The organism is Streptomyces sp. NPDC002232 (assembly GCF_042890295.1).
In the GTDB taxonomy this organism is placed as follows: Bacteria; Actinomycetota; Actinomycetes; order Streptomycetales; family Streptomycetaceae; genus Streptomyces.
This window is the reverse complement of sequence record NZ_JBIARV010000005.1, coordinates 559,303-584,116: the sequence shown is the minus strand read 5'-3', so window position 1 is coordinate 584,116 and position 24,814 is coordinate 559,303. Positions and strand designations below refer to the sequence as shown.

Genomic DNA, 24,814 nt, shown 5'->3' with positions numbered 1-24,814 from the left:
GGCCCCGCGTCCCGCTCACGGAGCGGGGATGCGCCACCCCTTTGCAGTAAATACGGCTTATTCCTGTTTCATGCGTGTCGGGCGTGAAGTCCCTTTTTCTGGTGGATAGTTTGCGCTGACCGCGACACCGCTGAGAAATGGGGCAGGGCAGCGCATGGCCGTCGCCGATCCGCTGATCGAACTGCGTGGCGTCAACAAGCACTACGGCGCGCTGCACGTCCTCCAGTCCATCGACCTCACCGTCGGACGCGGGGAGGTGGTCGTGGTCATCGGCCCCTCCGGCTCGGGCAAGTCGACCCTGTGCCGCGCGATGAACCGCCTGGAGAGCGTCGAGTCGGGCGAGATCGTCATCGACGGCCGCCCCCTCCCCGAGGAGGGCAGAGCGCTCGCCCGGCTGCGCGCCGAGGTCGGCATGGTCTTCCAGTCGTTCAACCTCTTCGCCCACAAGACCGTCCTCGCGAACGTCTCCCTCGCGCAGATCAAGGTCCGCAAGCGCAAGAAGGAGGAGGCCGACCGGCGTTCGCGCGAACTCCTCGACCGGGTCGGACTGGCCGCGCACGCCGACAAGTACCCGGCGCAGCTCTCCGGCGGCCAGCAGCAGCGGGTCGCCATCGCCCGCGCCCTCGCCATGGACCCCAAGGCCCTCCTCTTCGACGAGCCGACCTCCGCGCTCGACCCCGAGATGATCAACGAGGTCCTGGAGGTCATGCGCCAACTCGCCGACGAGGGAATGACGATGGTGGTCGTCACCCACGAGATGGGCTTCGCCCGCTCCGCCGCCAACCGGGTCGTCTTCATGGCCGACGGGAAGATCGTCGAGGACCGCACGCCGGAGGAGTTCTTCACCGCCCCGCGCAGCGACCGCGCCAAGGACTTCCTCTCCAAGATCCTCAAGCACTGAGCGGGGTGGGAACCATGCAGCGCACACACCGGACCCCGGCCCTCCTCGCCCTGCTGCTCGCCGTGGCGGTGGCACTCGCCGGCTGCGGCAAGGAGGGAAGCCCGCCGGTCAAGGGCCCCCGGCCCGACCAACTCCCCGTCTACCAGGTGCGGTCCGACTTCAGCCTGCCCGACTCGCCCACCTGGGAACGGGCGAAGAAGCGCGGCCGGCTCATCGTCGGCGTCAAGGAGGACCAGCCCTACATGGGCGAGAAGGACCCGGCCACGGGCCGCTACTCCGGCTTCGACATCGAGATCGCCAGGATGATGGCCGCCTCCCTCGGCTTCGACCCGAACCGCGTCGAGTTCCGCACCATCGCCTCGGCCAACCGCGAGACCGCCCTCCAGAACGGCCAGATCGACTACTACGTCGGCACGTACACCATCAACGACAACCGGAAGAAGCTGGTCGGCTTCGCCGGCCCCTACTACCAGGCCGGCCAGTCCCTCCTCGTCCGCGCCGACGAGAAGGACATCCACGGCCCCCAGGACCTCGACGGCAAGCGGGTCTGCTCGGCCGCCGGATCCACCCCGTACCAGCGCATCCAGAAGAACTACCCGAAGGCCGAACTCGTCGCCTACGACACCTACTCCGTCTGCGTCGACAACCTGCTGACCTACCAGGTCGACGCGGTCACCACCGACGACACCATCCTCCTGGGCTACGCGGCCAAGGTCCCCGACGAACTCAAGGTCGTCGGGAAGCCGTTCTCGAAGGAGCCCTACGGCATCGGCGTCCCGCGCGGCGACAACGCGCTGCGGTTCGCCCTCGACGACGCGCTCGCCGCCCACGAGAAGAACGGTGACTGGAAGAAGGCCTACGACGCCACCCTCGGGCTCTCCGGGGTCCCCGCCCCGAAGCCGCCCGTCATCGACCGTTACCCGTCCGACTGAGGACCCCCACCGCTGACATGGACGTACTCACAGAGAACTTCTCGCTCTACGGCGAGGGGTTCCTCGGCACCGTCGAACTCACCGTCTACTCCTCGGCCCTCGCCCTCGTCCTGGGCTTCGTCATGGCCTCCTTCCGGGTCGCGCCCGTGGGCTCCTTCCGGGTCTTCGGCACGGTCTGGGTCACCGTCCTGCGCAACACGCCGCTGACGCTGCTCTTCTTCGCCGTCATGCTGGGCCTGCCCCGCTTCGGCATCGTGCTGCCCTTCGAGGTGTTCGCGGTCCTCGCCCTCGGCTGCTACACGTCGGCCTTCATCTGCGAGGTGCTGCGCTCCGGGATCAACACCGTGCCGCGCGGCCAGGGCGAGGCGGCCCGCAGCCTGGGCATGAGCTTCTCCCAGACCCTCTCCACGGTCGTGCTGCCGCAGGCCTTCCGCACGGTCATCCCGCCCATCGGCTCCACCCTGATCGCCCTCGCCAAGAACTCCGCGATCGCGGGGGCGTTCAGCGTCACCGAACTCCTCGGCACCTACAAGACCCTGAGCGAGCTCGGCTACAACATCGTCTGGACCTTCGTCTGGATCGCCGTCGGATACCTGATCATCACCCTCACCATCAGCGCCCTCTTCCACGTCCTGGAGAAGCGCTGGGGAGTCGCCCGATGACCGAGTCCACCGCCCTCTACGACGTCCCCGGACCGCACGCCCGGCGGCGCCACCTCCTCTACGGACTCGCGTCCACCGTGGTCATCCTGGCGCTCGTCGGCTGGATCCTCTACCTCCTCTTCGACACCGACCAGTTCACCGCCACGAAGTGGTCGCCCTTCGCCTACGAGGGCATCCAGGAGCTGCTGCTCAGGGGCCTCGGCAACACCCTGAAGGCCTTCGCCTACGCCTCGGTGCTCTCGCTCGCCCTCGGCGGGGTCCTCGCCACCGGGCGGCTCTCCGAGCACCGGGCGCTGCGCTGGATCTCCACGCTGCTCGTGGAGTTCTTCCGGGCCATGCCCGTCCTCGTGATGATCTTCTTCATCTTCGTGGCGCTCAAGGTGCAGCCGCTGCCCGCGCTCGTCGCCGGACTGACCCTCTACAACGGCTCCGTGCTCGCCGAGGTCTTCCGCACCGGCATCCACGCCGTCGCGCGCGGTCAGGGCGAGGCGGCGTACGCGCTCGGCATGCGCAAGACGCAGGTGATGACGTACGTCCTGGTGCCGCAGGCCGTCCGCGCGATGCTGCCGGCCATCATCAGCCAGCTCGTGGTGGCCCTCAAGGACACCTCGCTCGGCTTCCTCATCACCTACGAGGAGTTCCTGCACGCGGGGAAGCTGATCGCCTCCAACCTCGACTACGACCTGCCGTTCATCCCCGTCGTGCTGGTCATCTCACCGATCTACATCGGGATGTGCATGCTGCTCTCCTGGCTCGCCACCTGGGTGGCGCGCAGGGAGCGCCACAGCCCGAGGACGAAGGCCGTGGACGTCGCGCCGGCCGGACCGGGGACGCTGCTGCCGGGACAGCAGTAGCGGGCAGGGAGCCGCACCCGCCCGGCAGCAGCCGGTGATCACTCCGCCCGCAGCGGGACCGACACGTACGACGGGTCGGCCGTGGGGGAGGAGAAGGTCAGCTGCGCGCCGGTCGGGTTGTGCTCGATGTAGAGCGGGTCGACGGTGTCGACGACCAGCGCGAGCCGGTGCCCGGCCGGGACGTCGTAGGCCGTCGAGAAGAGGTCCAGGTCGACGCCGAACGGCTGTCCCGGAGTCCGGTCGTGGAAGGTGTACGGGGCGTTGCTGACCAGCTTTCCGAGACCCAGCGGGCCCACGTCGTAGAGGTACGCGACGAGGGTGCCGCTCTCCTTGGTGGAGCTGACCGTGGTGTGCACCTTCACGGTGCCGCGCACCCGCTGCGGGGTGTCGTACCGCTCCGACTGCCAGACTCCGGCGAAGGTGCGGGGGAGCAGGGGCAGGGAGGCGACGGGCGGGGCCTGGAAGAACTGGTCCAGGAGGTTGGAGAGCAGGACGACGCCGCCGTTGGCGCCGGAGTCGACGTTCGCCCAGATCCGCTGGGTGCCGCCGAGGTCGAACTTCCGGCGGTTCGCGTCGAGGGACTTCCAGTCCGCGTAGCCCTCGTACGGGGCGTCGGAGCGGGGCTTCAACTGGACGGGCCGCTCGCGGTCGATGCCGTTGTCGTCGCCCTTGAGGTAGCGGTCGAACCACCGGTGGGCACTGGTCCAGGTGTCGTTGGGCAGCCCGAGGAGGCCGGTGGCCTCGGCGGTCGCGTGGTCGCCCGGCCGGAACTCCAGGCGCTTGGGACCGGTGAGCTTCTCGTAGAAGCTCGCGTACTGGTTGGGCGGGAAGATGGTGTCGCCCCAGGCGTTGCCGAGCATGATCGCGGCGCCGTTGGCGTTGATCCGGTCGAGCTGCTCGACGGCGGAGCGCTTGCGGCCCCAGGCGATCATCTCGTCCTCCTTGTCCAGGTTGGACGAGAGGAAGTCGCCGAGGATCTGCTGGAGTTCGGGTCCCGGGCGGCCGGTCAGGTAGCCGGCCCCGCCGAGCAGGCCGGCGGCCTGGAGGTGCTGCGTGCGGCCGCTGTAGATGGAGTCGATCAGGTCGGCCCAGCCGCTGAGCGCGGCGACGGCCTTGATCCGGGGGTCGTTCGCGGTGGCGAGCAGGCTGATCCCGGCGCCGTACGAGACGCCCGCCATGCCCACGTGGGCCGGGTCGGACGGGGTGTTCGCGAGGGCCCAGTCGATCACCTTGGAGGCGTCGGCGATGTCCTTGGGGCCGGCGGTCTCGATCTCCCCGCCGGACTGCCAGAAGCCGCGCGAGTTGTACGTCAGCACGACGTAACCGGAGTCGGCGAGCTTCTTGGCCTGGGCGAGGTACTCGACCTGGGGCACGGCCCAGCTGGTGGGCAGCACGATGAGGGGGTGTCGGGCGGCCGCGTCTCCGGCGGGCGTGACGACGTTGGCCTTCAGGACGGTGCCGCCCTCTCCGGCGATGTCGACGAAGCGGATGGATCCGGCGGTCTCGGCGGCCTGGGCGACGGGGGCGGACCCGAGGGCCGTCCCGGCCACGAGAGCGGCCGAGACGGCGAGGACCAGGGATGCGCGCACGGGGCACTCCTCACTGGGTGGGGGGCACTGTTGGGGAGCAGTGAAAGTGACCCGACGGTAACCGGGGTGGCTTACCCGTGGTAACTGGTCGGTAAGTTACGTGCGGGTAACGATTGGCGGCGCGTCCACGAGGCCGAGGGCCTCCGTCAGGTCCGCGTGGGCGTCCGCGTGCCGGCCGGTCGCCACGAGGAACATCGCCCGGTCGGTGAGGGCCTGCGGCAGCGCGGTCGCGGTGTCCTCCAGCCGGCGGGCGAGCGCGACCCCCTCGTCGAACCGCGGCCGCAGGAGCGGCGCGGCCCCGTGGGAGTGCTCGAAGTGCACCGCCCGGAGGGTCAGCCGGCGCTGGACGGTATACGCCCGGGGGAGCGCTCCGGCGGCGGTGAGGCGGGCCGCCTCGGCCTCGAGGACGGGGATGTCCTCGCGGTAGGCCTCCCGCACGTCCGGCGACCAGCGGAGGCTCTCGGCACCGAAGGGCGGCATCGGGGCCTCGGGAGTGGCGACGGGCTCGTCGGAGCGGCCCGACAGTACGAACAGGGTGGCCCACAGGGAGGTCATGGGATCCCCGGACCCGTCCCGTTGTGCCAGCCGCGCGACCACGTCCAGCGCCTCCCGGCGGGCGGCCGCCCCCTCGCCCGGACGTCCGGCGTCCTCCAGGAGCCGCGCGTGGTGGATCAGCTCCCACGCCAGGTCCGGGGGTGGCGTCCCCTTCTCGGCGGCCCGCCTCCGGCCGGCCCCGACGGTCCGGGCGAAGGCCTCCGCCGCCTCCGCGTGGAGCCCGGCGGCGGACAGTTCGGCGGCCAACTCGTACACGTTCCACGGCGGGAACCCCGGCGCCGCGGCCGGGCGGCGCCGGAGGATCTCGGCCGCCTCCCGGTGGCGCCCCTCCTCGGCGAGGACATGCGCCAGGCGGGGGTGGCCGCTCACGGCGTGCATCTCCTCGCACACCGCCCGCCCCTCCGCCCGGCGGCCGACGGTGAAGAGCTCCCGCTCGTACGCCCCCAGGGCGCGGCACAGCAGCTCCACCCGGTTCACCGCCGTGGCCTCGATCCGGCGCGCGGCGTCCACCGCCTCGGCGTACAGCCGCAGTTCCGCCCCCGGCACGGTGGTGCGGTAGCCCGTGAGCAGCAGCGCGCCCACCAGCTTCGGCAGATAGGCCCGCGGACTCACCTCCGCCAGCACCCGGTACGCGCCCAACTCCTCCGCGAGGTCCAGCCGTCCCGACCCCAGCAGCAGCACCCGCGCCCGCAGCACCGCGTCCTCGTCGTACTTCCGTGCGTTCCCCATGTGCCTCCTGCTCTCCGTGTGATGCACGACGGAGATTCTGGGACTCGCGCGACAGGCCGGACAAGGCTCGCGAACTGTGCGTTCCGTCCTACGAAAAACGGCTCTGACCTGTCATGATGGTGACGTCTTCGCTCCGAGGGGAGGGACCGGTGCCCAGCAGGACCGACGCGCCCGACGTGTACGACCCCCGGATCTACGCCGACGGCGTCCCGCACGACCGCTTCCGCGTCCTGCGCGACCGGGCGCCCCTCTCCTGGCAGGAGGAGCCGGAACTCCTCGGCTGGCCCGCCGGACCGGGCTTCTGGGCCGTCACCCGGCACGCCGACGTCGTCCGGGTCCTGAAGGACTCGGGGACGTACTCCTCGCACCTCGGCGCCACCCAGATCCGCGACCCCGACCCCGCCGACCTGCCCTTCATCCGCCGCATGATGCTCAATCAGGACCCGCCGGAGCACGGGAGGCTGAGGCGGCTCGTCAGCCGGGCCTTCACGCCCGGGCGGATCGAGCGCTTCTCCGTGACCGCCCGCGACCGGGCCCGCGCGCTGCTCACCGCCGCGTTCGCGGACGGCGCTGAGGTGGACCTCGTCCGCGCCGTCACCGACGACTACGCGCTGCTCAACCTCACCGACCTGCTCGGGATCCCGGCCGGCGACCGGGGGCTCCTGCACACCTGGACCGAGCGGGTCATCGCCTACCAGGACCCCGACGAGCCGCCGGTCCTCGACGCCGAGGGGCAGCCGGTCAACCCCCGCTCACCCCCCATGCTCGCCGAGATGTTCGGCTACGCCCAGGAACTCGCCGCACACAAGCGCAGGCATCCCGCGGACGACGTCATGAGCGTCCTCGCTGCCTCCCAACTCGCCGACGCGGAAATGGAGATGTTCTTCTTCCTGCTCACCGTCGCCGGGAACGACACCGTCCGCGCCGCCGCCCCCGGCGGAGTCCTAGCCCTCGCCGAACACCCGCAGGAGCAGGACAGGTTGTGGCGCGGCGAGGTCTCCCTCGACACCGCGGTGGACGAACTCCTGCGCGTGCACCCGCCCGTGCTCTCCTTCCGCCGCACCGCCCTCCGCGACACCGAGCTGGCCGGGCGGAGGGTCCGGGCGGGCGACAAGGTCGTCGTCTTCCACGCCTCCGCCAACCACGACGAACGGGTCTTCCCCGACCCGCACCGCCTGGACCTCGGCCGGACCCCGAACCCGCACGTCTCCTTCGGCGACGGACCGCACGTCTGTCTCGGCGCGCACTTCGCCCGGCTCCAGCTCCGGGTGTTCTACGACGAGGTGCGCGCGGCCTGCGGCGGTCTGGACCTCGCGGGGCCGCCCCGGCGCCTCGTGTCCAACTTCGTCAACGGGATCAAGTCGCTGCCGGTGACGCCACGGGTGCCGTCCGCGCCTCCCGCGTGACGTCCGCCACCAGCTCCACCACATCGGGGCCGTACGCCTGCGAGTTGACCACCTTCAGGAGGAGCGCGAAGGAGCCGTCCGGACCGTACTTCCCGGTCAGCTCCGTGTGGTGGCGGGCCAGGTGCCGCGCCGCGGCCTGGTTGGTCACCGCCGCCTGGCCGCAGATCAGGAACACCGGCCGGGCGCCCTCGCCGCGCGTGACGCGCGCGAGGACGACGTACTCGTCGACCCCCCACTCCGGGCGGTAGGACTCGCCCGCCACGGTGATCATCCCCCGGTCCTCGACCGGCTCCTGCTCGACGTTCATCGTCAGCCCCGGCAGGAGGTTCGGCAGGTGGGCCGCCATGCGCCGGTTGGAGTAGGGGCCGCCGATGCAGAACTCGGCTATCTCCCCGAGTCCCTGACGGGCCGTGTCGTGCTGCACGACACGGGGCCGCGCCCCGCAGTCCTTGATCAGCGCCGACAGTTCCAGCAGCGCCGACACGTCGGTGGTGTGCACCCCCCGCTCGCTGCCGGCCAGACGGTTCACCACGAGCAGGCACTCCGAGCCGGAGGGAAGCCCGAAGAAGGCCTGCTTGCGGCGCAGCCGCCGCCGCCAGAGATAGGTGCGGGTCAGCCACCCGAGCGAGCCGCTGACACCGGTGGCCAGGACCCCGAGCACCACGTTGCGCACGTCGTCGTTCATGGGCGCGCATGCTAGCGGCGATCCGGCCTCACGTTCGAGGCGGTCCTGACGGAAGGCGGCGCGGGAAGTTACGCTGCGCGGACGGTCGTTGACTGGAGGTAGGAATGCGTCGCTCCGCCGCAGGCAGGGTCTCACTTCTCGCCGTCGCGGCGACGGTGCTCTCGATGGGCGCCGCGCCACCGAAGGCCCCGCCCGTCGTGGGCCCACCCGTCAAGGAACCCGTCGCCGCCGGGTACGGCGGCGCCGTCGCCAGCGTCGACGCCGACGCCTCGGCGGCCGGCATCGAGGTGCTCCGCAAGGGCGGCAACGCGGTCGACGCCGCCGTCGCCGTCGCGGCCGCGCTCGGCGTCACCGAGCCGTACTCGGCGGGCATCGGGGGCGGCGGCTACTTCGTGTACTACGACGCCAAGAGCCGCACCGTGCGGACCGTCGACGGCCGGGAGACCGCGCCCCGCTCCGCCGGGGCCGACCTGTTCCTGGAGAACGGCACGCCCATCCCCTTCGAGGAGGGCCAGACCAGCGGCCGCGGCGTCGGCGTCCCCGGCACCCCCGCCACCTGGAAGGCCGCCCTCGACGCCTGGGGCACCAAGCGGCTCGGCACCCTGCTCGAACCCGCCGAGCGGCTCGCCCGCGAGGGCTTCACGGTCGACCCCACCTTCCGCTCCCAGACCGCGGGCAACGAGGCCCGGTTCCGGGACTTCCCGGCCACCTCCGCGCTCTTCCTGCCCGGCGGGCAGCTGCCCGTGGTCGGCTCCGTCTTCAAGAACCCCGATCTGGCCCGGACGTACGAGAAGCTCGGCCGCGAGGGCGTCGGCGCCCTCTACCGGGGGCCGCTCGCCCGGGACATCGTGAACACCGTCCGCAAGCCCCCGGTCCGCGAGGGCGCCACCCGGAAGGTCCGCTCCGGCGACCTGACGGAGGCCGACCTCGCCGCGTACCGCACCGCGTCGCGCCGGCCCACGAAGGTCTCGTACCGGGGTCTCGACGTCTACGGCATGGCCCCGTCCTCCTCGGGCGGCACCAGCGTCGGCGAGGCGCTCAACATCCTGGAGGGCACCGACCTCTCGGCGGCCGACCGGGCCCAGTACCTGCACCGGTACATCGAGGCCAGCCGGATCGCCTTCGCCGACCGGGGCCGCTGGGTCGGCGACCCCGCGTTCGAGCCGGTGCCGACGCGCGGGCTGCTCTCCCAGCGGTTCGCCGACTCCCGGGCCTGCCTGATCCGCGACGACGCCGTCCTCACCAGCCCGCTCGCCCCGGGCGACCCGAACAGCCCGGTGCCGTGCGCGAGCTCCGGGACCGCCGCCCCGACGACGTACGAGGGCGAGAACACCACGCATCTGACGGTGGCCGACAGGTGGGGCAACGTCGTCGCCTACACCCTCACCATCGAGTCCACCGGCGGCAGCGGCATCACCGTGCCCGGCCGGGGCTTCCTGCTCAACAACGAGCTGACCGACTTCTCCTTCGCCCCGGCGAACCCGGCCGTCCACGACCCGAACCTGCCCGGTCCCGGCAAGCGGCCGCGCTCCTCGATCTCGCCGACCATCGTCCTGGACCGGCACGACCGGCCCGTCCTGGCCCTCGGTTCCCCGGGCGGCGCGACCATCATCACCACGGTGCTCCAGACCCTCACGGGCGTCCTGGACCGGGGCCTGCCCCTGGTCGACGCGATCGCCGCGCCGCGCGCCAGCCAGCGCAACCAGACCACCACCGAGCTCGAACCCGGCCTGTGGAACAGCCCGGTGCGGGCGGAGCTGGAGGCGATCGGGCACGGCTTCCGGCAGAACCCGGAGATCGGCGCGGCGACCGGCGTCCAGCGCCTCCCCGACGGCCGCTGGCTGGCCGCGGCGGAGACGGTCCGCAGGGGCGGCGGCTCGGCGATGGTGGTCCGACCGGCGTCCTGACGGGGTCGGGCCGCGGGGCGGTCAGGACGCGGGCCCGCGTCCTGACGGGCTGCTCGGCCTTGAACGGGTCGCGTCCTGACCCGGATCCGGCTACAGGGCGGTGAGGATGCGCGGGCCCGCGTCCGTGATCGCCACGGTGTGCTCGGCGTGGGAGGCGCGCGAGCCGTCGGACGTACGGATCGTCCAGCCGTCCCGCGCCGTGTAGTGCTCGTCCGTGCCGCCGCCGATGAGCATCGGCTCGATCGCGAGCACCATCCCGTGGCGCAGCCTCATGCCCCGGCCCGGGCGGCCCTCGTTGGGGACGCCCGGGTCCTCGTGCATGGCACGGCCGATGCCGTGGCCGCCGAAGCCGTCGGGGATGCCGTACCCGGCGGCCCGGCAGACCCGGCCGATCGCGTGGGCGATGTCGCCGATGCGGTTGCCGACGACGGCCGCCGCGATGCCGGCGGCCAGGGCCTCCTCGGCGGCGGCGATCAGCCGGGTGTCCTCCGGCCGCGCCGGGCCGACCGTGAAGCTGACCGCGGAGTCCCCGGCCCAGCCGCCCAGGGTCGCCCCGCAGTCCACCGAGACCAGGTCGCCCGGGGCCAGCCGGGTCCCGTCCGGGATGCCGTGCACGATCGCGTCGTTCACGGAGACGCACACGACCGCGGGGAAGGGCACCGGAGCCCACTCCGGGTGGTAGTCCAGGAAGGGCGAGCCGGCGCCCGCCTCGTCGAGCACCGCGCGCGCGGCGCGGTCCAGCTCGGTGAGCGGCACGCCGGGCGCCGCCTTCTCGCGGACGGCCGCCAGGGCGCGGGCCACCACCCGTCCGGACTCGCGCATGGACGCCAGGGATTCGTTCGTCTTGATCTCCACCATAGCCAATTACTATACCGGTATTAGAATGGCGGCATGGTGCGCACACCCCTGACCCCCGAAGAGCGCGAGCGCGGCGAGCGCCTGGGCCTGCTCCTGCGCGCGGCGCGCGGCGAGCGGTCCATGGTCGAGATCGCCTCGGCCGCCGGCCTCTCCGCCGAGACCCTCCGCAAGATCGAGACGGGCCGGGCCCCGACCCCGGCCTTCTTCACCGTCGCGGCCCTGTCCGGGGTCCTCGGCCTCTCCATGGACGAGCTCGTGGCCCTCTGTACACCGGCGCCCGTCTGAGCGCCCCGGCATAGGCTGCGGGGCATGATGCCCGAAGAGGTGCGGCGCAGCCGCTACATCAGCCTGACCACCTTCCGGAAGAACGGCACGGGGGTCCCGACACCCGTCTGGCACGCGGTGGAGGGTGACCAGCTGTTCGTGCTGAGCCGCGACGACGCCTGGAAGATCAAGCGCCTGCGCAACGACCCCCGGGTCGAGGTCGCCGTCTGCGACCTGCGCGGCAACGTCGCCGAGGGCGCCGAGCGGTACGCCGGTACGGGCCGGCTCGTCGAGGGCGAGGAGCTGAGCCGGATCCGGCGGATGCTCTACCGCAAGTACACCTGGCAGTACTGGCTGACCGACGTGCCCGCCATGATCTTCCGGCGCGGCAAGCGCCCGCACGCGGGCATCGTCGTGACGCTCTGACGGGGCGGCGCCTCCATGGGGGAAGCGCACCCAGCCGAAAACGGTCCGTAGTCGTCCCGTAACACGACTGCGGTCCAATACCCGCGGACCGGAAGGTTCCAGTCGACGGCGGGGCAGGTGCGTGACGCATGACGGTGTATCAACTCCCGGTGGAAGTCGCCGCGTTCCGGCACTGGCTGACGGAACTCGTCAGCCGGATCCGCCCGGACGCCGGCTGGTACGGAGTCTTCGCCGCCCGCGACCCGGAGGGGCTCCGCGCCTGCTTCGACGGCACCGAGCTCCTGCCCTGGGACGTCGTCGAATCCCTCCTCCAGGACGCCGCGGAGCCCTCCGGCGGACCGTTCGCCGTGCGGGGGCGGAGGCTGTACGCGTCGGCCGCCGGTGCCCACGACCGCCGGGCCGGCGGGGCGGAGGCCCTCGCCGAACGCCGCGACCTGATGGAACGGGAACGCCGCCACGCCGAAGCCCGCACCCGCGAGCTCGGCGAGCGGGTCCGGGCGACCCCCGACCCGGCGGAGGCGTCGCGCCTGGAGCACGACCTCGCCTGGACCCGGGACGACCACGCCAGGGCCACCGCCCGCGTGCGGGAACTGACCGGCAGACTGGCCCGCCTGGGCGCGGGCGCGCCGCGCGCGTGGGACGGAGCCGGGCGCGCGCGCGGAAACGCCGCACCCGAAGGTGCCGGGCGTGCGGCTGGGGGTGTCGCTTCCGAAGGTGCCCTGCGTGCGGCTGGGGGTGCCGCACCCGAGGGTGCCGGGCGCACCGCTCCCGAAGGCGAGCGCGCCGGGCGTGCCGCCGGGGAAACCGTGCCCCCCGCCAAGGCCCAGCGCCGCCCCCGCGGAGCGCGGTACGCCTGGCTCGACGACGAGGGCGCCGGAGCGGTGGAGGAGGCGCCGGCCCCGCTGCCCGCGCTCCCGGCCGGGGGAGCGGCGCCCCGGGGCGCGCGCTTCGGCGCCGCCGGACCCGTCGCCCCCACGACCGGCCCCGTCGAGGACCCCGCCGAGGCGGTCCGCGCCGCGGCCAACGCGGTCTACGCCCTGCGGCGCCTGCGCGTCCAGGGCCGCAGCGGCGAGGCCCACGCCCTGCTCTGCGAGGCCCTCGCGGGCCCGCCGGCCCGGCTGCCGGCCCTCGCGGCGGAGCTGCACCGCGCGGGGCTCGGCGCCGACTGGTCCACCCTGCTCTGGGAGGCGGCCTCGCTGCCGCCCGGCCGGCTCGCCGCCGTCGCCGGTGTGCTCGCCGACGCGGGCCGGGCGGCCGACTGCGAGCAGCTGCTCCGGCAGGGCGTGGCCCGCCCGGTCGAGGAGCTCGCCGGGGCGTGCGCCGCGCTGCGCGCCGAGGACCACCACCGCGAGGCGCACGCCCTGCTCACCGCGTTCGTCCGGGTCCGGCCCCCCGAGGACGCCGCCCGGCTCGCGGGCGCGGATCCGCACGGGCTCGTCCCCCAACTGCTCTCCGCGGCCCGCGCGGTCTCCGCGTCCCGGGAGCGGGACCTGCTGCACGCCCTGCGCGTGGCGGGGCTCGCCGGGGTCTGAGGGGCGGGGGCGGACGGGCCCGCCGGGTGCCCGTTTCCGTACGGGCCCGTACGGGTCCACACGTGTCGGTACGTGTCCGACGTGGACCACTCGGGTATGAAACATGATCGACCCGGCCGCTTCACGGCGGCGGTCTTGCTCCGCGGTGTGACGGGGCTTACGTTCTCCTCCTACGCACCGCGTCTACGGGCGTAGAGGCTCTCTGACGCCGTGCCGAAGGAGCAGCTCATGACCGACGTCGTACGCGCCGCGCTCGTCCAGGCGACCTGGACCGGCGACACCGAATCCATGCTCGCCAAACACGAGGAGCACGCCCGGGAGGCCGCCCGGCAGGGCGCCAAGGTGATCGGCTTCCAGGAGGTGTTCAACGCCCCCTACTTCTGCCAGGTCCAGGAGCCCGAGCACTACCGCTGGGCGGAGCCCGTCCCCGACGGCCCCACCGTCCGGCGGATGCGGGACCTCGCCCGCGAGACCGGCATGGTGATCGTCGTCCCCGTGTTCGAGGTCGAGGACTCCGGCTTCTACTACAACACCGCGGCCGTCATCGACGCCGACGGCTCCTACCTCGGGAAGTACCGCAAGCACCACATCCCCCAGGTCAGGGGCTTCTGGGAGAAGTACTACTTCCGTCCGGGGAACGCCGGCTGGCCGGTCTTCGACACGGCCGTCGGCAAGGTCGGCGTCTACATCTGCTACGACCGCCACTTCCCCGAGGGCTGGCGCCAACTCGGGCTCAACGGCGCGCAGTTGGTCTACAACCCCTCCGCCACCTCGCGCGGGCTCTCGTCCTACCTGTGGCAGCTGGAGCAGCCCGCCGCCGCCGTCGCCAACGAGTACTTCGTCGCCGCCATCAACCGCGTCGGCCAGGAGGAGTACGGCGACAACGACTTCTACGGCACCAGCTACTTCGTCGACCCGCGCGGACAGTTCGTGGGCGAGGTCGCCTCCGACAAGGCCGAGGAACTCGTCGTGCGGGACCTCGACTTCGGCCTCATCGACGAGGTCCGCCAGCAGTGGGCCTTCTACCGGGACCGCCGCCCCGACGCGTACGAGGGGCTGGTGCGGCCGTGAGCAGCCTCTACGCCCGCCACAAGGCCGTCGTCCCCGATTGGGTCGCCCTCTACTACCGCGACCCCCTGGAGATCACCCACGGCGACGGCCGGCACGTCTGGGACGCCGAGGGGCGCAAGTACCTGGACTTCTTCGGCGGCATCCTCACGACCATGACCGCCCACGCCCTGCCCGAGGTCACCAAGGCCGTCGCCGAGCAGGCCGGGCGGATCATCCACTCCTCGACGCTCTACCTCAACCGCCCCATGGTGGAGCTGGCCGAGCGGGTCGCCGGGCTCTCCGGCATCCCCGACGCACGGGTCTTCTTCACGACCTCCGGCACCGAGGCCAACGACACGGCGCTCCTCCTCGCCACCGCGTACCGCCGCTCGAACCAGATCCTGGCGATGCGCAACAGCTACCACGGCCGCTCCTTCTCCACCGTCGGCATCACCGGCAACCGGACCTGGTCGCCGACCGGCCTCTCCCCGCTCCAGACCCTGTACGTGCACGGCGGCGTCCGCACCCGTGGTCCGTACGCCCAGTACACCGACGAGCAGTTCATCGAGGCCTGCGTCGCCGACCTCGAGGACCTCCTCGGCCACACCCGGGACGTCGCCGCCCTCATCGCCGAACCGATCCAGGGCGTCGGCGGCTTCACGTCCCCGCCCGACGGGCTCTACGCCGCCTTCCGCCGCGTCCTCGACCGGCACGGCATCCTCTGGATCTCCGACGAGGTGCAGACCGGCTGGGGACGCACCGGCGACCACTTCTGGGGCTGGCAGGCGCACGGCCAGGCCGGACCGCCCGACATCCTCACCTTCGCCAAGGGCATCGGCAACGGCATGTCGATCGGCGGCGTCGTGGCCCGTGCCGAGGTCATGAACTGCATCGACGCCAGCTCGATCTCGACCTTCGGCGGCTCTCCGGTCACCATGGCCGCCGGGCTCGCCAACCTCTCGTACCTCCTGGAGCACGACCTCCAGGGCAACGCCCGACGGGTCGGCGGTCTCCTCATCGAACGCGTCCGCGCGGCGGCCGCCGGGATCGAGGCCGTACGGGAGGTCCGCGGGCGCGGCCTGATGATCGGCATCGAGCTCACCGAACCGGGCACCGACCGGGCGAACCCGGCGGCGGCCGGCGCCGTCCTGGAGGCCGCCCGCGAGCACGGCCTGCTCCTCGGCAAGGGCGGCGGCCACGACACCAGCACCCTGCGCATCGCCCCGCCGCTCTCGCTCACCGTCGCCGAGGCCGAGGAGGGCGCCGCCATCCTCGAACAGGCGCTCCGATCCATCTAGCCGGCAGGGGAGAAGCACCGTGAGTACCCGTACCCTCATCCGAGGCGGTCTCGTCGTCACCGCCTCCGACGAAACGCACGCGGACGTGCTGATCGAGCACGGCCGGGTGGTCGCCCTCGCGGCGCCGGGAAGCCAGCAGTGGACCGCGGACCAGGTGATCGACGCCTCGCAGAAGTACGTGATCCCGGGCGGCGTCGACGCGCACACGCACATGGAGCTGCCCTTCGGCGGCACCTTCGCCTCGGACACCTTCGAGACCGGGACGCGGGCGGCGGCGTGGGGCGGGACGACGACGATCGTCGACTTCGCGGTGCAGTCGCGGGGCGACTCGCTCCGGGCGGGCCTGGACGCCTGGCACGAGAAGGCCGAGGGCAGGTGCGCGATCGACTACGCCTTCCACATGATCATGTCGGACGTGAACGAGTCGACGCTCAAGGAGATGCCGAAGCTCGTCCAGCAGGGCGTCCCCTCGTTCAAGCTCTTCATGGCGTACCCGGGGGTCTTCTACTCGGACGACGGACAGATCCTGCGGGCGATGCAGCAGGCCGGCGACACGGGCGGCCTGATCATGATGCACGCGGAGAACGGCATCGCGATCGACGTCCTGGTGGAGCAGGCCCTGGCCCGGGGCGAGACGGACCCCCGCTACCACGGGGAGGTCCGCAAGGCCCTCCTGGAGGCCGAGGCCACCCACCGGGCGATCCAGCTCGCGCGGGTCGCGGGCGCTCCGCTGTACGTCGTGCACGTGTCGGCGCAGGAGGCCGTGGCGGAGCTGGCAGCCGCGCGCGACCTGGGACTTCCGGTCTTCGGCGAGACCTGCCCGCAGTACCTCTTCCTGTCCACGGACAACCTGGCCGAGCCGGACTTCGAGGGCGCCAAGTACGTCTGCTCGACCCCGCTCCGGCCGAAGGAGCACCAGGCGGCGCTCTGGCGGGGGCTGCGGACGAACGACCTCCAGGTGGTCTCCACCGACCACTGCCCGTTCTGCTTCACCGGCCAGAAGGAGCTGGGCCGGGGCGACTTCTCGAAGATCCCCAACGGCCTGCCGGGCGTCGAGAACCGCATGGACCTGCTCCACCAGGCCGTGGTGGACGGGCACATCTCGCGCCGCCGCTGGATCGAGATCGCCTGCGCGAGCCCGGCCCGGATGTTCGGCCTGTATCCCCAGAAGGGGACCATCGCGCCGGGCACCGACGCGGACATCGTCATCTACGACCCGCACGCGACGCAGACGCTGTCGGCCGAGACCCACCACATGAACGTCGACTACTCGGCGTACGAGGGGAAGACGGTCACGGGCCAGGTCGAGACCGTCCTCTCGCGCGGCGAGGTGATCGTGGACCGGCGGAAGTACGTGGGGCACGCGGGCCACGGAGTGTTCGTGCCGCGCGGACTCTGTCAGTACCTGAACTAGGAGAACGACGTTGGACTTCGGACTCGTCCTGCAGACCGACCCGCCCGCCTCGCAGGTCGTGAGCCTGATGCGCCGGGCGGAACGCAACGGCTTCCGCTACGGCTGGACCTTCGACTCCGCCGTGCTGTGGCAGGAGCCCTTCGTCATCTACAGCCAGATCCTCGCCCACACCAGCCGGATGCACGTGGGGCCGATGGTGACCAACCCCGGCACCCGTACGTGGGAGGTGACGGCCTCCACCTTCGCCACCCTCAACGACATGTACGGCAACCGGACCGTCTGCGGCATCGGCCGGGGCGACTCGGCCATGCGCGTCGCCGGGCGCAGGCCCAACACCCTGGCCCGGCTGGGCGAGGCCATCGAGGTGATCCGCGACCTGGCGGAGGGCCGGGAGGCGCAGGTCGACGGCAACGCCGTCCGCATCCCCTGGATCACGGACGGCAAGCTGCCCGTGTGGATGGCGGCGTACGGCCCGAAGGCCCTCGCCCTCGCCGGGCAGAAGGCCGACGGCTTCATCCTCCAGCTCGCCGACCCCTTCCTCACCGAGTGGATGATCAAGGCGGTGCGGAAGGCCGCCCAGGACGCCGGCCGCGACCCCGACGCCCTCACCATCTGCGTCGCCGCCCCCGCGTACGTGGGGGACGACCTGGCGCACGCCCGGGACCAGTGCCGCTGGTTCGGCGGCATGGTCGGCAACCACGTCGCCGACCTGGTGGAGAAGTACGGCGAGCACTCGTCGATGGTGCCGGAGGAGCTCACCGCGTACATCAAGGACCGGCAGGGCTACGACTACAGCCACCACGGCAGGACCGGGAACCCGGACACCGCGTTCGTCCCCGACGAGATCGTCGACCGCTTCTGCCTCCTCGGGCCCGCCGAGGCCCACATCGAGAAGCTCCGCCACCTGAAGTCCCTGGGCGTCGACCAGTTCGCCGTCTACGACATGCACGACGACCGCGAGGGCACCATCGACGCGTACGGCGCCGAGATCATCCCGGCGCTGACCTCGTAGTGCGAGACCGCGACCGCCCCGCCGCGGGCCCTCCCGCCGTCCTCCGGACCTTCCGGAGGACGCCGGGCGGGGTGGTCCGCGGGTCTGGGATCGCGTCGGCCGGACGTGTTGGATGGGCCCATGATGTCCACCGACCGCCTGCTGGCCTTCGCGGCCATGTCCTTCCTGCTGATCGTCGTCCCCGGGCCCAGTGTGCTCTTCGTGATCGGACGGGCCCTGGCCCAGGGCCGCCGGGCCGCCCTGACCACGGTCGCGGGCAACACCCTCGGGGCCTATGTGCTCGTCGTCGCGGTGGCCCTCGGGGTCGGGACCGTCGTGGAGCGCTCGGTCCTCGTCTTCACGGTGCTGAAGCTCGTCGGCGCCGCCTACCTGGTGTACCTCGGGGTCAAGGCGGTGCGGCAGCGCGGCTCGCTGCGGGCCGCCTTCGACGGCGACGGGCCGCGGCACGGCGGTCTGCGCACCCTGTGGGAGGGGTTCGCGGTCGGCGTGGCCAACCCGAAGACGATCGTGTTCTTCGCCGCCGTGCTGCCCCAGTTCGTCGACCGCGAACAGGGGCACGTCGCCCTTCAGATGCTGCTGCTCGGCCTGGTGTTCAACCTCATCGCGATCGCCTCGGACAGCACCTGGGGCCTGATCGCCTCCACCACACGGAACTGGTTCGCGGGATCCCCCCGGCGCCTGTCCGTGGTCGGCGGCGTCGGCGGGCTGACAATGATTGGCCTCGGCCTGACGGTCGCGGCGACGGGGCGCAAGGACTAGCGGGTGTCTTGAGTCCCGCAGGGCGCCCAGGTCCCGGACGGGGTGCGGGCCGCCGTCGTGCGAGCGCCCGACACACGGGCCATCCGGCCCTCCCGCCTCCCTTGACGCCCCTGCCCCGGAGGACGAGACTCCGCACGGTCAAGAACCCCACGCCCCGCACGGCCTCGTTCCGTCCCCCGAACGAAGGGTTCCGTCCATGACCTCAACCGCGTCCTCCGGCAGACCCGGCCCCTCCGGCAGACCCGGCCCCTCCGGCAGACCCGGCCCCTCCGGCAGGCCCGGCTCCTCCGCCGGTGACGGCCGTGCCGAGCTCGCGCCCGGCACGGCCCCCGCCGACCCCCGCTTCGTCAACGACGACCTGCTGCCCGTCCCCGTGGCCGCCCGCCGCTGGACCACGTACAACTTCGCCGCCCTCTGGGTCGGCATGGCCCACAACATCCCCTCCTGGATGCTCGCCTCCGGTCTCGTCGCCCTCGGCATGGACTGGAAGCAGGCCGTCCTGACCATCGCCCTGGCCAACGTCGTCGTCCTCGTCCCGATGCTGCTCACCGGGCACGCCGGGCCGAAGTACGGCATCCCCTTCCCCGTCCTCGCCCGTGCCTCCTTCGGGCTCCGCGGGGCGAACCTGCCCGCCCTCGTCCGGGCCGGCGTCGCCTGCGCCTGGTTCGGCATCCAGACCTGGATCGGCGGCCAGGGCGTCTTCGTCCTGCTCGACAAGGTCTTCGGCGGCGGCTGGACCGAGGCGTCACGGGTCGGCGGCCAGCCGTGGACCCTGTGGCTCTGCTTCGTCCTCTTCTGGGCGCTCGAACTCGCCATCATCTACCGGGGGATGGAGGCGCTGCGCCGCTTCGAGAACTGGGCGGCGCCCTTCGTCATCCTCGGCGCGCTCGCCCTGCTGGTCTGGATCACGGTCGAGGCGGGCGGCCTCGGCCCGCTCCTCGACCAGCCGTCGAAGCTGGGCTGGGGGGCCGACTTCTGGCCCGTCTTCTTCCCCGCCCTCATGGGCATGATCGCCTTCTGGGCGACCCTGAGCCTCAACATCCCGGACTTCACGCGCTTCGGCGCGGGCCAGCGCGCCCAGGTGTGGGGGCAGACCCTCGGCCTGCCCACCACCATGACCCTGTTCGCGCTGCTCTCGGTGCTCGTCACCTCGGGCTCGCAGGCCGTGTACGGGGCGCCCGTCTGGGACCCGGTGGCGCTCGCCGCGAAGACCGACAACGTCTTCGGCCTGCTGTTCGCCCTGGTGACGGTGCTCGTCGCCACCCTCTCGGTGAACATCGCTGCGAACGTCGTCTCACCGGCGTACGACCTGGCCAACCTCGCGCCGAGACTGATCACCTTCCGCAGGGGAGCGCTGATCACCGGCGTCGTCGGCGTGGTCATCATGCCGTGGAAGCTCACCGCCACCCCCGAGCTGTACATCTTCACCTGGCTCGGTCTCGTCGGCGGCCTCCTCGGCACCGTCGCGGGCATCCTCATCGCCGACTACTGGCTCGTCCGCCGGACCGCCCTCGACCTGGAAGGCCTCTACCGGGCCGACGGGCCCTACTGGTACCGGGGCGGCTGGAACCCGGCCGCCGTCCTCGCCTTCGCCGTCGGCGGCGTCCTCGCCGTGGGCGGCTCGCACTCGGCGCCGGGCACCGGCCCCTTCCCTGAGGACGGGCTGATCCCCTTCCTCAAGCCGCTCGCCGACTACGGCTGGGCCGTCGGCCTGGCCGCCGCGCTCCTCCTGTACACCGCCCTCATGCGGCGCGCGGGAGCTTCCCGGCCGTCCTCGTGATCCAGCTGAGATAGGACCAGACCCGGGTGTTCACGGCGGGGGTGTCGGTCGCGCACCCCTTCCCGTACGAGACCAGACCGACCACGTACGGCGTCCCCGCGACCGTGTGGACCAGGGGGCCGCCGGAGTCGTACTGACAGGTGTCCCGCCCCGGCGCGTACGTGCAGAGCTGGGCGGCCGTGACCGGTGCCATGCCCCGGGCCTCGCACGCCGGATTGCCCATCGTCGACAGGACCGTGGTCCGCAGGACGTCGGAGGTGCGGCCCCCGAAGGAGGTGGTGCCCCAGCCGGGTGCCTCGACCTGGACGTGGTCGAAGGAGCCGTGCGCGAACCGCGCGGGCAGAGCGACCGGCCGCACGTCGCGGTTGAACGCCACCGGCGCGTCCAGCCGGACCAGCGCGATGTCGTCCCGCTGCGTGTCCGGGTCGTAGCCGGGGTGCGGGAGGAAGGCGGCGGGGGCGGCGAGCACGGCGTGCGGGCTGTCGTCGGCGCGCGTCAGGTCGTGGTCGCCGAGGAGGATCCCCACGCGCGCGGTGCTGCTGTACGAGCCGGTGAGGCAGTGCGCCGCGGTGAGCACGTACCGCTCGCCGACCAGCACCCCGCCGCACATCACCCGCCGCTCCTCCAGATCCACCAACCCGACCATGAAGGGGTACTGATGGGGCCGCGCCTCCCGCCCGCCGACGACCGCGTGCGCGGCGGGGGCGCCGCCGGCCGCACCGAGCGCCATGACGGCGCCCAGGAACCCCACCAAGAGCTTCCGCACCTGCCGTACCTGCCGCACCTGACCTCCTGCCCGGGCCCGGCCCACCGGCGCGGAGACGTTTCCGCACCACCACCACGCCCCACCAGATCCCCAACGACCCGAGGCCTTCGGGGTCACCGGCCGTCCCGTTGTGCTTGCGGCTCCGTTCTGCTTGCCGCTCCGTTGGGGGCATGCGTTCCGCCGGGGCGGAACGGGTGGGCACAACGGAACGGCGCCCTTGCCGGCGCCAGAGGCTGTAGTGCCCCGACCCGCACCACCAGTGACGGCACCCGGGTGGTGCGGGTCAGGCCCAGATCGCGGAGGCGCCGCTGAGCGCGCCGTCCCGTGTGCCCACCCGTCCCGCCCTGCGGGGCGATTGCCCACACGGGCGGGGCACACGGGGGGCACGGGGACACGCGGGGCGGCGCGCGCGGCAAGCCAACCGACCCGGCCCGCCCTACGGCACCCTCGCGGTCCACTCCTCCGTCGCGAACTTCGTCCGCACCAGTTCCTCCGCCCGGACCAGCTCCTCCCCGGTGACCTCTCCCGTGGTCAGCCCATAGCGGTCCCGGAAGGAGGCGATCATGTTCTCGATCACCTGCTCCCGCGCGAGGCCGGTCTGTCGCCGCAGCGGGTCGACGCGCTTCTTGGCGCTCTTGGTGCCCTTGTCGGACATCTTCTCCCGCCCGATGCGCAGGACTTCCAGCATCTTGTCGGCGTCGATGTCGTACGACATGGTCACGTGGTGAAGGACGGCCCCCGGCCCGCCGTCCGGGCCGACCACCCGCTTCTGCGCGGCGCCCGCGATCTTCCCGGCCTCGGTGGCGATGTCGTTGAGCGGTTGGTACCAGGCCTTGATCCCCATGTCACCGAGCGCGCCCAGGACCCAGTCGTCGAGGTAGGCGTAGCTGTCGGCGAAGGAGAGGCCCGACACCAGGGACTCCGGTACGGAGAGGGAGTAGGTGATCGTGCTCATGGGTTCCACGAACATGGCGCCGCCACCGGAGATACGACGCACCACGGTCATCCCGTGCCTCGCGGCCCCATCGGGGTCCACCTCGTTCCGCAGCGACTGGAAGCTGCCGATCACCACGGCGGGCGAGGCCCATTCCCAGACCCGCAAGGTGGGCGCCCGGCGCCCGGCCGCGACCTCGGCGGTGAGCACCTCGTCCAGCGCCATGTGCAGGGCCGGGGCCTGAGGCCCCGCGTGCACCAGCTGCCAGTCGTAGTCGCTCCACTCGGTCGCGTGGGCGAGGGCCCGACGGACAGCGATGCCGATTCCCTCCGAGGTCAACCCGAACATCACGGTCGACTCGGGCAGGGCCGCGGTGATCCGGGCCGCCAGCTCCGTGCTGCTTGCGGAGGAAGGGGCGCCTTCCAGGGCGCTGTTGATCGCCAGGATCGCCTCGTCGGGCTCCAGGAAGAAGTCCCCGGCCACTCGTACGTCGCTCAGTACGCCGTCCTCGACGTCCAGATCGACGACGACGAGCTTGCCGCCGGGCGCCTTGTACTCACCGTGCACCGTCTCGTTCCCTTCCCGCGCGCGGCCTCCTGGCCCTCGGGCTCCCAGGATACGGACGGACACCGTCCGACCCACACCGTTTCGTGAGCGTGTGCCGGTCGCGGCACGATTCAGCCACTCCAACGGCCTCTGACCCGATATCAGTTCCTGTACGCCGTTCCCGTTCCGTAAGTTGCTCGAGAGGTTGGTGAAGGGGGATGGGTATGGCCTGGGACGAATGGGAGCACATCAAGGCGGGCGCGGCGGCCGGGCAGTCCACGTCGACGCGGCTGAACCAGCTCGCGCCGAGTGCGGGAGGCGGGGGTGCCGGCAAGCCGGACCTGGCCACCAGTCCCGCGGCCAAGAAAGCGCCGACGGCCTGAGGGCACCCGGGGCGACGTGTCCCGGGGTGAGGAGAAGAACCGATGAAGCCCTGCCGTACCGCGCGCGTCCTCCCGCTGATCCCGGCGGTCACTCTCGCCGCGGGGCTGACACTGGGCGGCTGCACGTCCGCGCCCGCGGACCACGGCGCGCGTACGGATTCCTCCCCCCGTTGGGAGCAGGGAGCGGGCGCCCCGGAGGCAGCGGCTTTCATGAAGGTTCAGATCCCCCGGGGGGCGACGGAGGTGAAGGGGGCCGTGCGGGTCCAGCCGCAGGAGAACGTCTACCTGTTGTCCTTCGTCACGACCGAGCGGACCGCGCAAGAGATCACCGAGGACCTGCACCCCGACTACCCCCTGGCCGCGGAAGGTCCGTCGTCCTCGTCGTTGAGCGGACAGGGATTCGAGCACCTCGATCTCACTCCACCGCAAGAGCTCACGAACGTGCGGACGACGAGTGCGTGTCCGCCCTGCGCCGGCGACTCGAGGCGCCGCCACGTCCAAGCCGTCGAGATCCACATCGCGGCGGCTTCGGGAGATCGCGTGCGGGTCTATCTGACGGCGTACTGACCCACCCGTACCGCGAGAGTTCCCGTACGCGGGAGCTGGTACGCGCCGTGCACGGACCCTCCCTGCGTGTAAGGGGTGAACTCGGCCAAAGGGTACTCCCCGGGGAAACGGGGGGTGACAAGTGCGGCATTCCGGTTGTCAGCGCCCCGTGCTTAGCTGGACGCATGATCGAAGACTTCCTTGAACACGTGCTCGCCGGCCGTACGACCGAGGTCGAGGAGGCCGTCCGCAAGGCGGCCGCGGCCGAGATCATGCCGCGGTTCCGGCAGCTCTCCGCCGACGACATCGTCGAGAAGAACGGGCCGCACGACCTGGTCACCGTCGCGGACCGGGCCGCCGAGGCGCACCTCACCGCGTCCCTCACCGCCCTGCTCCCCGGCTCCGTGGTCGTCGGCGAGGAGGCGGTCCACGCCGACCCCTCCGTGTACGAGGCGCTGCGCGGCGACGCCCCCGTGTGGATCGTGGACCCGGTCGACGGCACCCGCCAGTTCGTCCACGGCGACCCCGCCTTCTGCACCCTGGTCGCGCTCGCACAGCACGGCGAGGTCCTCGCCTCCTGGACCTTCGCCCCCGCCCTGGAGGAGTTCGCCGTCGCCGTGCGCGGACGCGGCGCCACGCTCAACGGCCGGGCGATACGCTCCGGTTCCCCGGCGCCCGGGGCCGTCATCGAGGTCGCCACCTCGCACCCCGACTACACCACCCCGGACCAGAAGCGGGCCCTGCTCGGCCTCGCCGTCGACGGTGTCCGTCCGCGCCCCTGCGGATCGGCCGGCCTGGAGTACCTCGCCGTCGCGCGCGGCGCCCTCGACGGCACCGCCTTCAGCTGGGAGTACGCCTGGGACCACGCCGCCGGACTGCTCCTGGTCGCCGAGGCGGGCGGAGCGACCACGACGGTCGCGGGGGAGCCGTTCCGCATCGCCGGGGGGAACGCGCTGCCGTTCACGACGGCCCGGGACGCGGCGACCGCCGAGCGGATCCGGACGCTCCTCGGGGGCGCGTGAGGGG

At 72.2% G+C, this 24,814-nt stretch carries 24 protein-coding genes; 18 read left to right on the top strand and 6 right to left on the bottom strand.

Translation table 11 applies throughout. The features are described 5' to 3' along the window. Positions 1–154: 154 nt before the first annotated feature. Genes ACFYXU_RS25730 through ACFYXU_RS25715 form a run of 4 tightly spaced genes read left to right on the top strand, consistent with a single transcriptional unit; the run spans position 155 to position 3,349 of the window. Positions 155–901 (top strand): amino acid ABC transporter ATP-binding protein, encoded by a 747-nt coding sequence (locus ACFYXU_RS25730; protein ID WP_376512876.1) that lies wholly within the window; start codon positions 155–157, stop codon positions 899–901. A 14-nt stretch (positions 902–915) separates the two neighbouring features. After that, on the top strand, positions 916–1,833 hold the full coding sequence (locus tag ACFYXU_RS25725) for a glutamate ABC transporter substrate-binding protein (protein ID WP_389406375.1): 918 nt from the start codon (positions 916–918) through the stop codon (positions 1,831–1,833). Positions 1,834–1,850: 17 nt separating this feature from the next. Then, complete coding sequence (locus ACFYXU_RS25720) at positions 1,851–2,495, top strand: amino acid ABC transporter permease (protein WP_329852146.1); 645 nt, start codon at positions 1,851–1,853, stop codon at positions 2,493–2,495. Next, the gene (locus ACFYXU_RS25715) at positions 2,492–3,349 is read left to right on the top strand and encodes an amino acid ABC transporter permease (protein ID WP_376512880.1); all 858 of its coding nucleotides are present in this window, start codon (positions 2,492–2,494) and stop codon (positions 3,347–3,349) included. The genes ACFYXU_RS25720 and ACFYXU_RS25715 overlap by 4 nt, the downstream gene beginning before the upstream one ends. Positions 3,350–3,387: 38 nt before the next feature. Here ACFYXU_RS25715 and ACFYXU_RS25710 read toward each other — a convergent pair whose 3' ends face one another. After that, positions 3,388–4,938, bottom strand: coding sequence for an alpha/beta fold hydrolase (locus tag ACFYXU_RS25710; protein ID WP_389460145.1), 1,551 nt, complete (start codon positions 4,936–4,938; stop codon positions 3,388–3,390). A gap of 96 nt (positions 4,939–5,034) precedes the next feature. Beyond that, entirely contained in the window at positions 5,035–6,222 is a 1,188-nt protein-coding gene (locus ACFYXU_RS25705) for a hypothetical protein (protein ID WP_389460143.1), read from the bottom strand. Positions 6,223–6,338: 116 nt separating this feature from the next. On the opposite strand from ACFYXU_RS25705, the gene ACFYXU_RS25700 reads away from it, so the two are divergent. After that, a complete protein-coding gene (locus ACFYXU_RS25700; protein WP_389460552.1) occupies positions 6,339–7,628 on the top strand; it encodes a cytochrome P450 in 1,290 nt (429 codons plus the stop codon). Here the strand turns inward: ACFYXU_RS25700 and ACFYXU_RS25695 are convergent. Continuing rightward, positions 7,579–8,313, bottom strand: a complete 735-nt coding sequence (locus tag ACFYXU_RS25695) for a hypothetical protein (RefSeq protein ID WP_376512886.1) — start codon at positions 8,311–8,313, stop codon at positions 7,579–7,581. The genes ACFYXU_RS25700 and ACFYXU_RS25695 overlap by 50 nt on opposite strands. Before the next feature lie 104 nt (positions 8,314–8,417). On the opposite strand from ACFYXU_RS25695, the gene ggt reads away from it, so the two are divergent. Next, positions 8,418–10,220 carry a gamma-glutamyltransferase gene (gene ggt, locus ACFYXU_RS25690; protein ID WP_376512888.1) on the top strand — a complete coding sequence of 601 codons (1,803 nt, stop codon included), beginning with the start codon at positions 8,418–8,420 and terminating at the stop codon, positions 10,218–10,220. A 90-nt stretch (positions 10,221–10,310) separates the two neighbouring features. Here ggt and map read toward each other — a convergent pair whose 3' ends face one another. Beyond that, positions 10,311–11,078 carry a type I methionyl aminopeptidase gene (map, locus tag ACFYXU_RS25685; RefSeq protein WP_361397728.1) on the bottom strand — a complete coding sequence of 256 codons (768 nt, stop codon included), beginning with the start codon at positions 11,076–11,078 and terminating at the stop codon, positions 10,311–10,313. Positions 11,079–11,111: 33 nt separating this feature from the next. Between map and ACFYXU_RS25680 the strand changes: the two genes are divergently transcribed. The 9 genes from ACFYXU_RS25680 to ncs1 all read left to right on the top strand — a co-directional run bounded on the left by ACFYXU_RS25680 (position 11,112) and on the right by ncs1 (position 20,613). Then, on the top strand, positions 11,112–11,363 hold the full coding sequence (locus ACFYXU_RS25680) for a helix-turn-helix domain-containing protein (RefSeq protein ID WP_376512890.1): 252 nt from the start codon (positions 11,112–11,114) through the stop codon (positions 11,361–11,363). A 24-nt stretch (positions 11,364–11,387) separates the two neighbouring features. Continuing rightward, positions 11,388–11,768, top strand: coding sequence for a PPOX class F420-dependent oxidoreductase (locus ACFYXU_RS25675; protein ID WP_361397733.1), 381 nt, complete (start codon positions 11,388–11,390; stop codon positions 11,766–11,768). A gap of 128 nt (positions 11,769–11,896) precedes the next feature. Beyond that, positions 11,897–13,300, top strand: a complete 1,404-nt coding sequence (locus ACFYXU_RS25670; protein WP_389460140.1) for a UL36 very large tegument protein — start codon at positions 11,897–11,899, stop codon at positions 13,298–13,300. Positions 13,301–13,528: 228 nt separating this feature from the next. Next, the gene (locus ACFYXU_RS25665) at positions 13,529–14,371 is read left to right on the top strand and encodes a nitrilase-related carbon-nitrogen hydrolase (RefSeq protein ID WP_376512894.1); all 843 of its coding nucleotides are present in this window, start codon (positions 13,529–13,531) and stop codon (positions 14,369–14,371) included. Beyond that, positions 14,368–15,648, top strand: a complete 1,281-nt coding sequence (locus tag ACFYXU_RS25660) for an aspartate aminotransferase family protein (RefSeq protein WP_376512896.1) — start codon at positions 14,368–14,370, stop codon at positions 15,646–15,648. Before ACFYXU_RS25665 ends, ACFYXU_RS25660 begins: the two co-directional genes overlap by 4 nt. 19 nt (positions 15,649–15,667) lie before the next feature. Beyond that, positions 15,668–17,062 carry a dihydropyrimidinase gene (hydA, locus tag ACFYXU_RS25655; RefSeq protein WP_329852166.1) on the top strand — a complete coding sequence of 465 codons (1,395 nt, stop codon included), beginning with the start codon at positions 15,668–15,670 and terminating at the stop codon, positions 17,060–17,062. A gap of 10 nt (positions 17,063–17,072) precedes the next feature. Further along, positions 17,073–18,074 (top strand): TIGR03842 family LLM class F420-dependent oxidoreductase, encoded by a 1,002-nt coding sequence (locus ACFYXU_RS25650; protein ID WP_389406371.1) that lies wholly within the window; start codon positions 17,073–17,075, stop codon positions 18,072–18,074. A 120-nt stretch (positions 18,075–18,194) separates the two neighbouring features. Continuing rightward, the gene (locus ACFYXU_RS25645) at positions 18,195–18,833 is read left to right on the top strand and encodes a LysE family translocator (protein WP_389460138.1); all 639 of its coding nucleotides are present in this window, start codon (positions 18,195–18,197) and stop codon (positions 18,831–18,833) included. A 196-nt stretch (positions 18,834–19,029) separates the two neighbouring features. Next, entirely contained in the window at positions 19,030–20,613 is a 1,584-nt protein-coding gene (ncs1, locus tag ACFYXU_RS25640; protein ID WP_389460135.1) for an NCS1 family nucleobase:cation symporter, read from the top strand. Here ncs1 and ACFYXU_RS25635 read toward each other — a convergent pair. Together ACFYXU_RS25635 and ACFYXU_RS25630 are read right to left on the bottom strand one after the other, a co-directional pair. After that, positions 20,576–21,379, bottom strand: a complete 804-nt coding sequence (locus ACFYXU_RS25635) for a serine protease (protein WP_389460133.1) — start codon at positions 21,377–21,379, stop codon at positions 20,576–20,578. The two genes, ncs1 and ACFYXU_RS25635, sit on opposite strands and share 38 nt — an antisense overlap. Positions 21,380–21,815: 436 nt before the next feature. Next, a complete protein-coding gene (locus ACFYXU_RS25630; protein ID WP_389460131.1) occupies positions 21,816–22,880 on the bottom strand; it encodes a lipoate--protein ligase family protein in 1,065 nt (354 codons plus the stop codon). A 203-nt stretch (positions 22,881–23,083) separates the two neighbouring features. Here ACFYXU_RS25630 and ACFYXU_RS25625 point away from each other — a divergent pair, with 203 nt between their 5' ends. From ACFYXU_RS25625 to ACFYXU_RS25615, 3 genes are all read left to right on the top strand, one after another. Further along, a complete protein-coding gene (locus ACFYXU_RS25625) occupies positions 23,084–23,242 on the top strand; it encodes a hypothetical protein (RefSeq protein WP_389460129.1) in 159 nt (52 codons plus the stop codon). A 210-nt stretch (positions 23,243–23,452) separates the two neighbouring features. Beyond that, positions 23,453–23,809, top strand: coding sequence for a hypothetical protein (locus ACFYXU_RS25620; RefSeq protein ID WP_389460127.1), 357 nt, complete (start codon positions 23,453–23,455; stop codon positions 23,807–23,809). Between the two features lie 164 nt (positions 23,810–23,973). Then, positions 23,974–24,810, top strand: coding sequence for an inositol monophosphatase family protein (locus tag ACFYXU_RS25615; protein WP_389460125.1), 837 nt, complete (start codon positions 23,974–23,976; stop codon positions 24,808–24,810). The last annotated feature ends 4 nt before the right edge of the window (positions 24,811–24,814 follow it).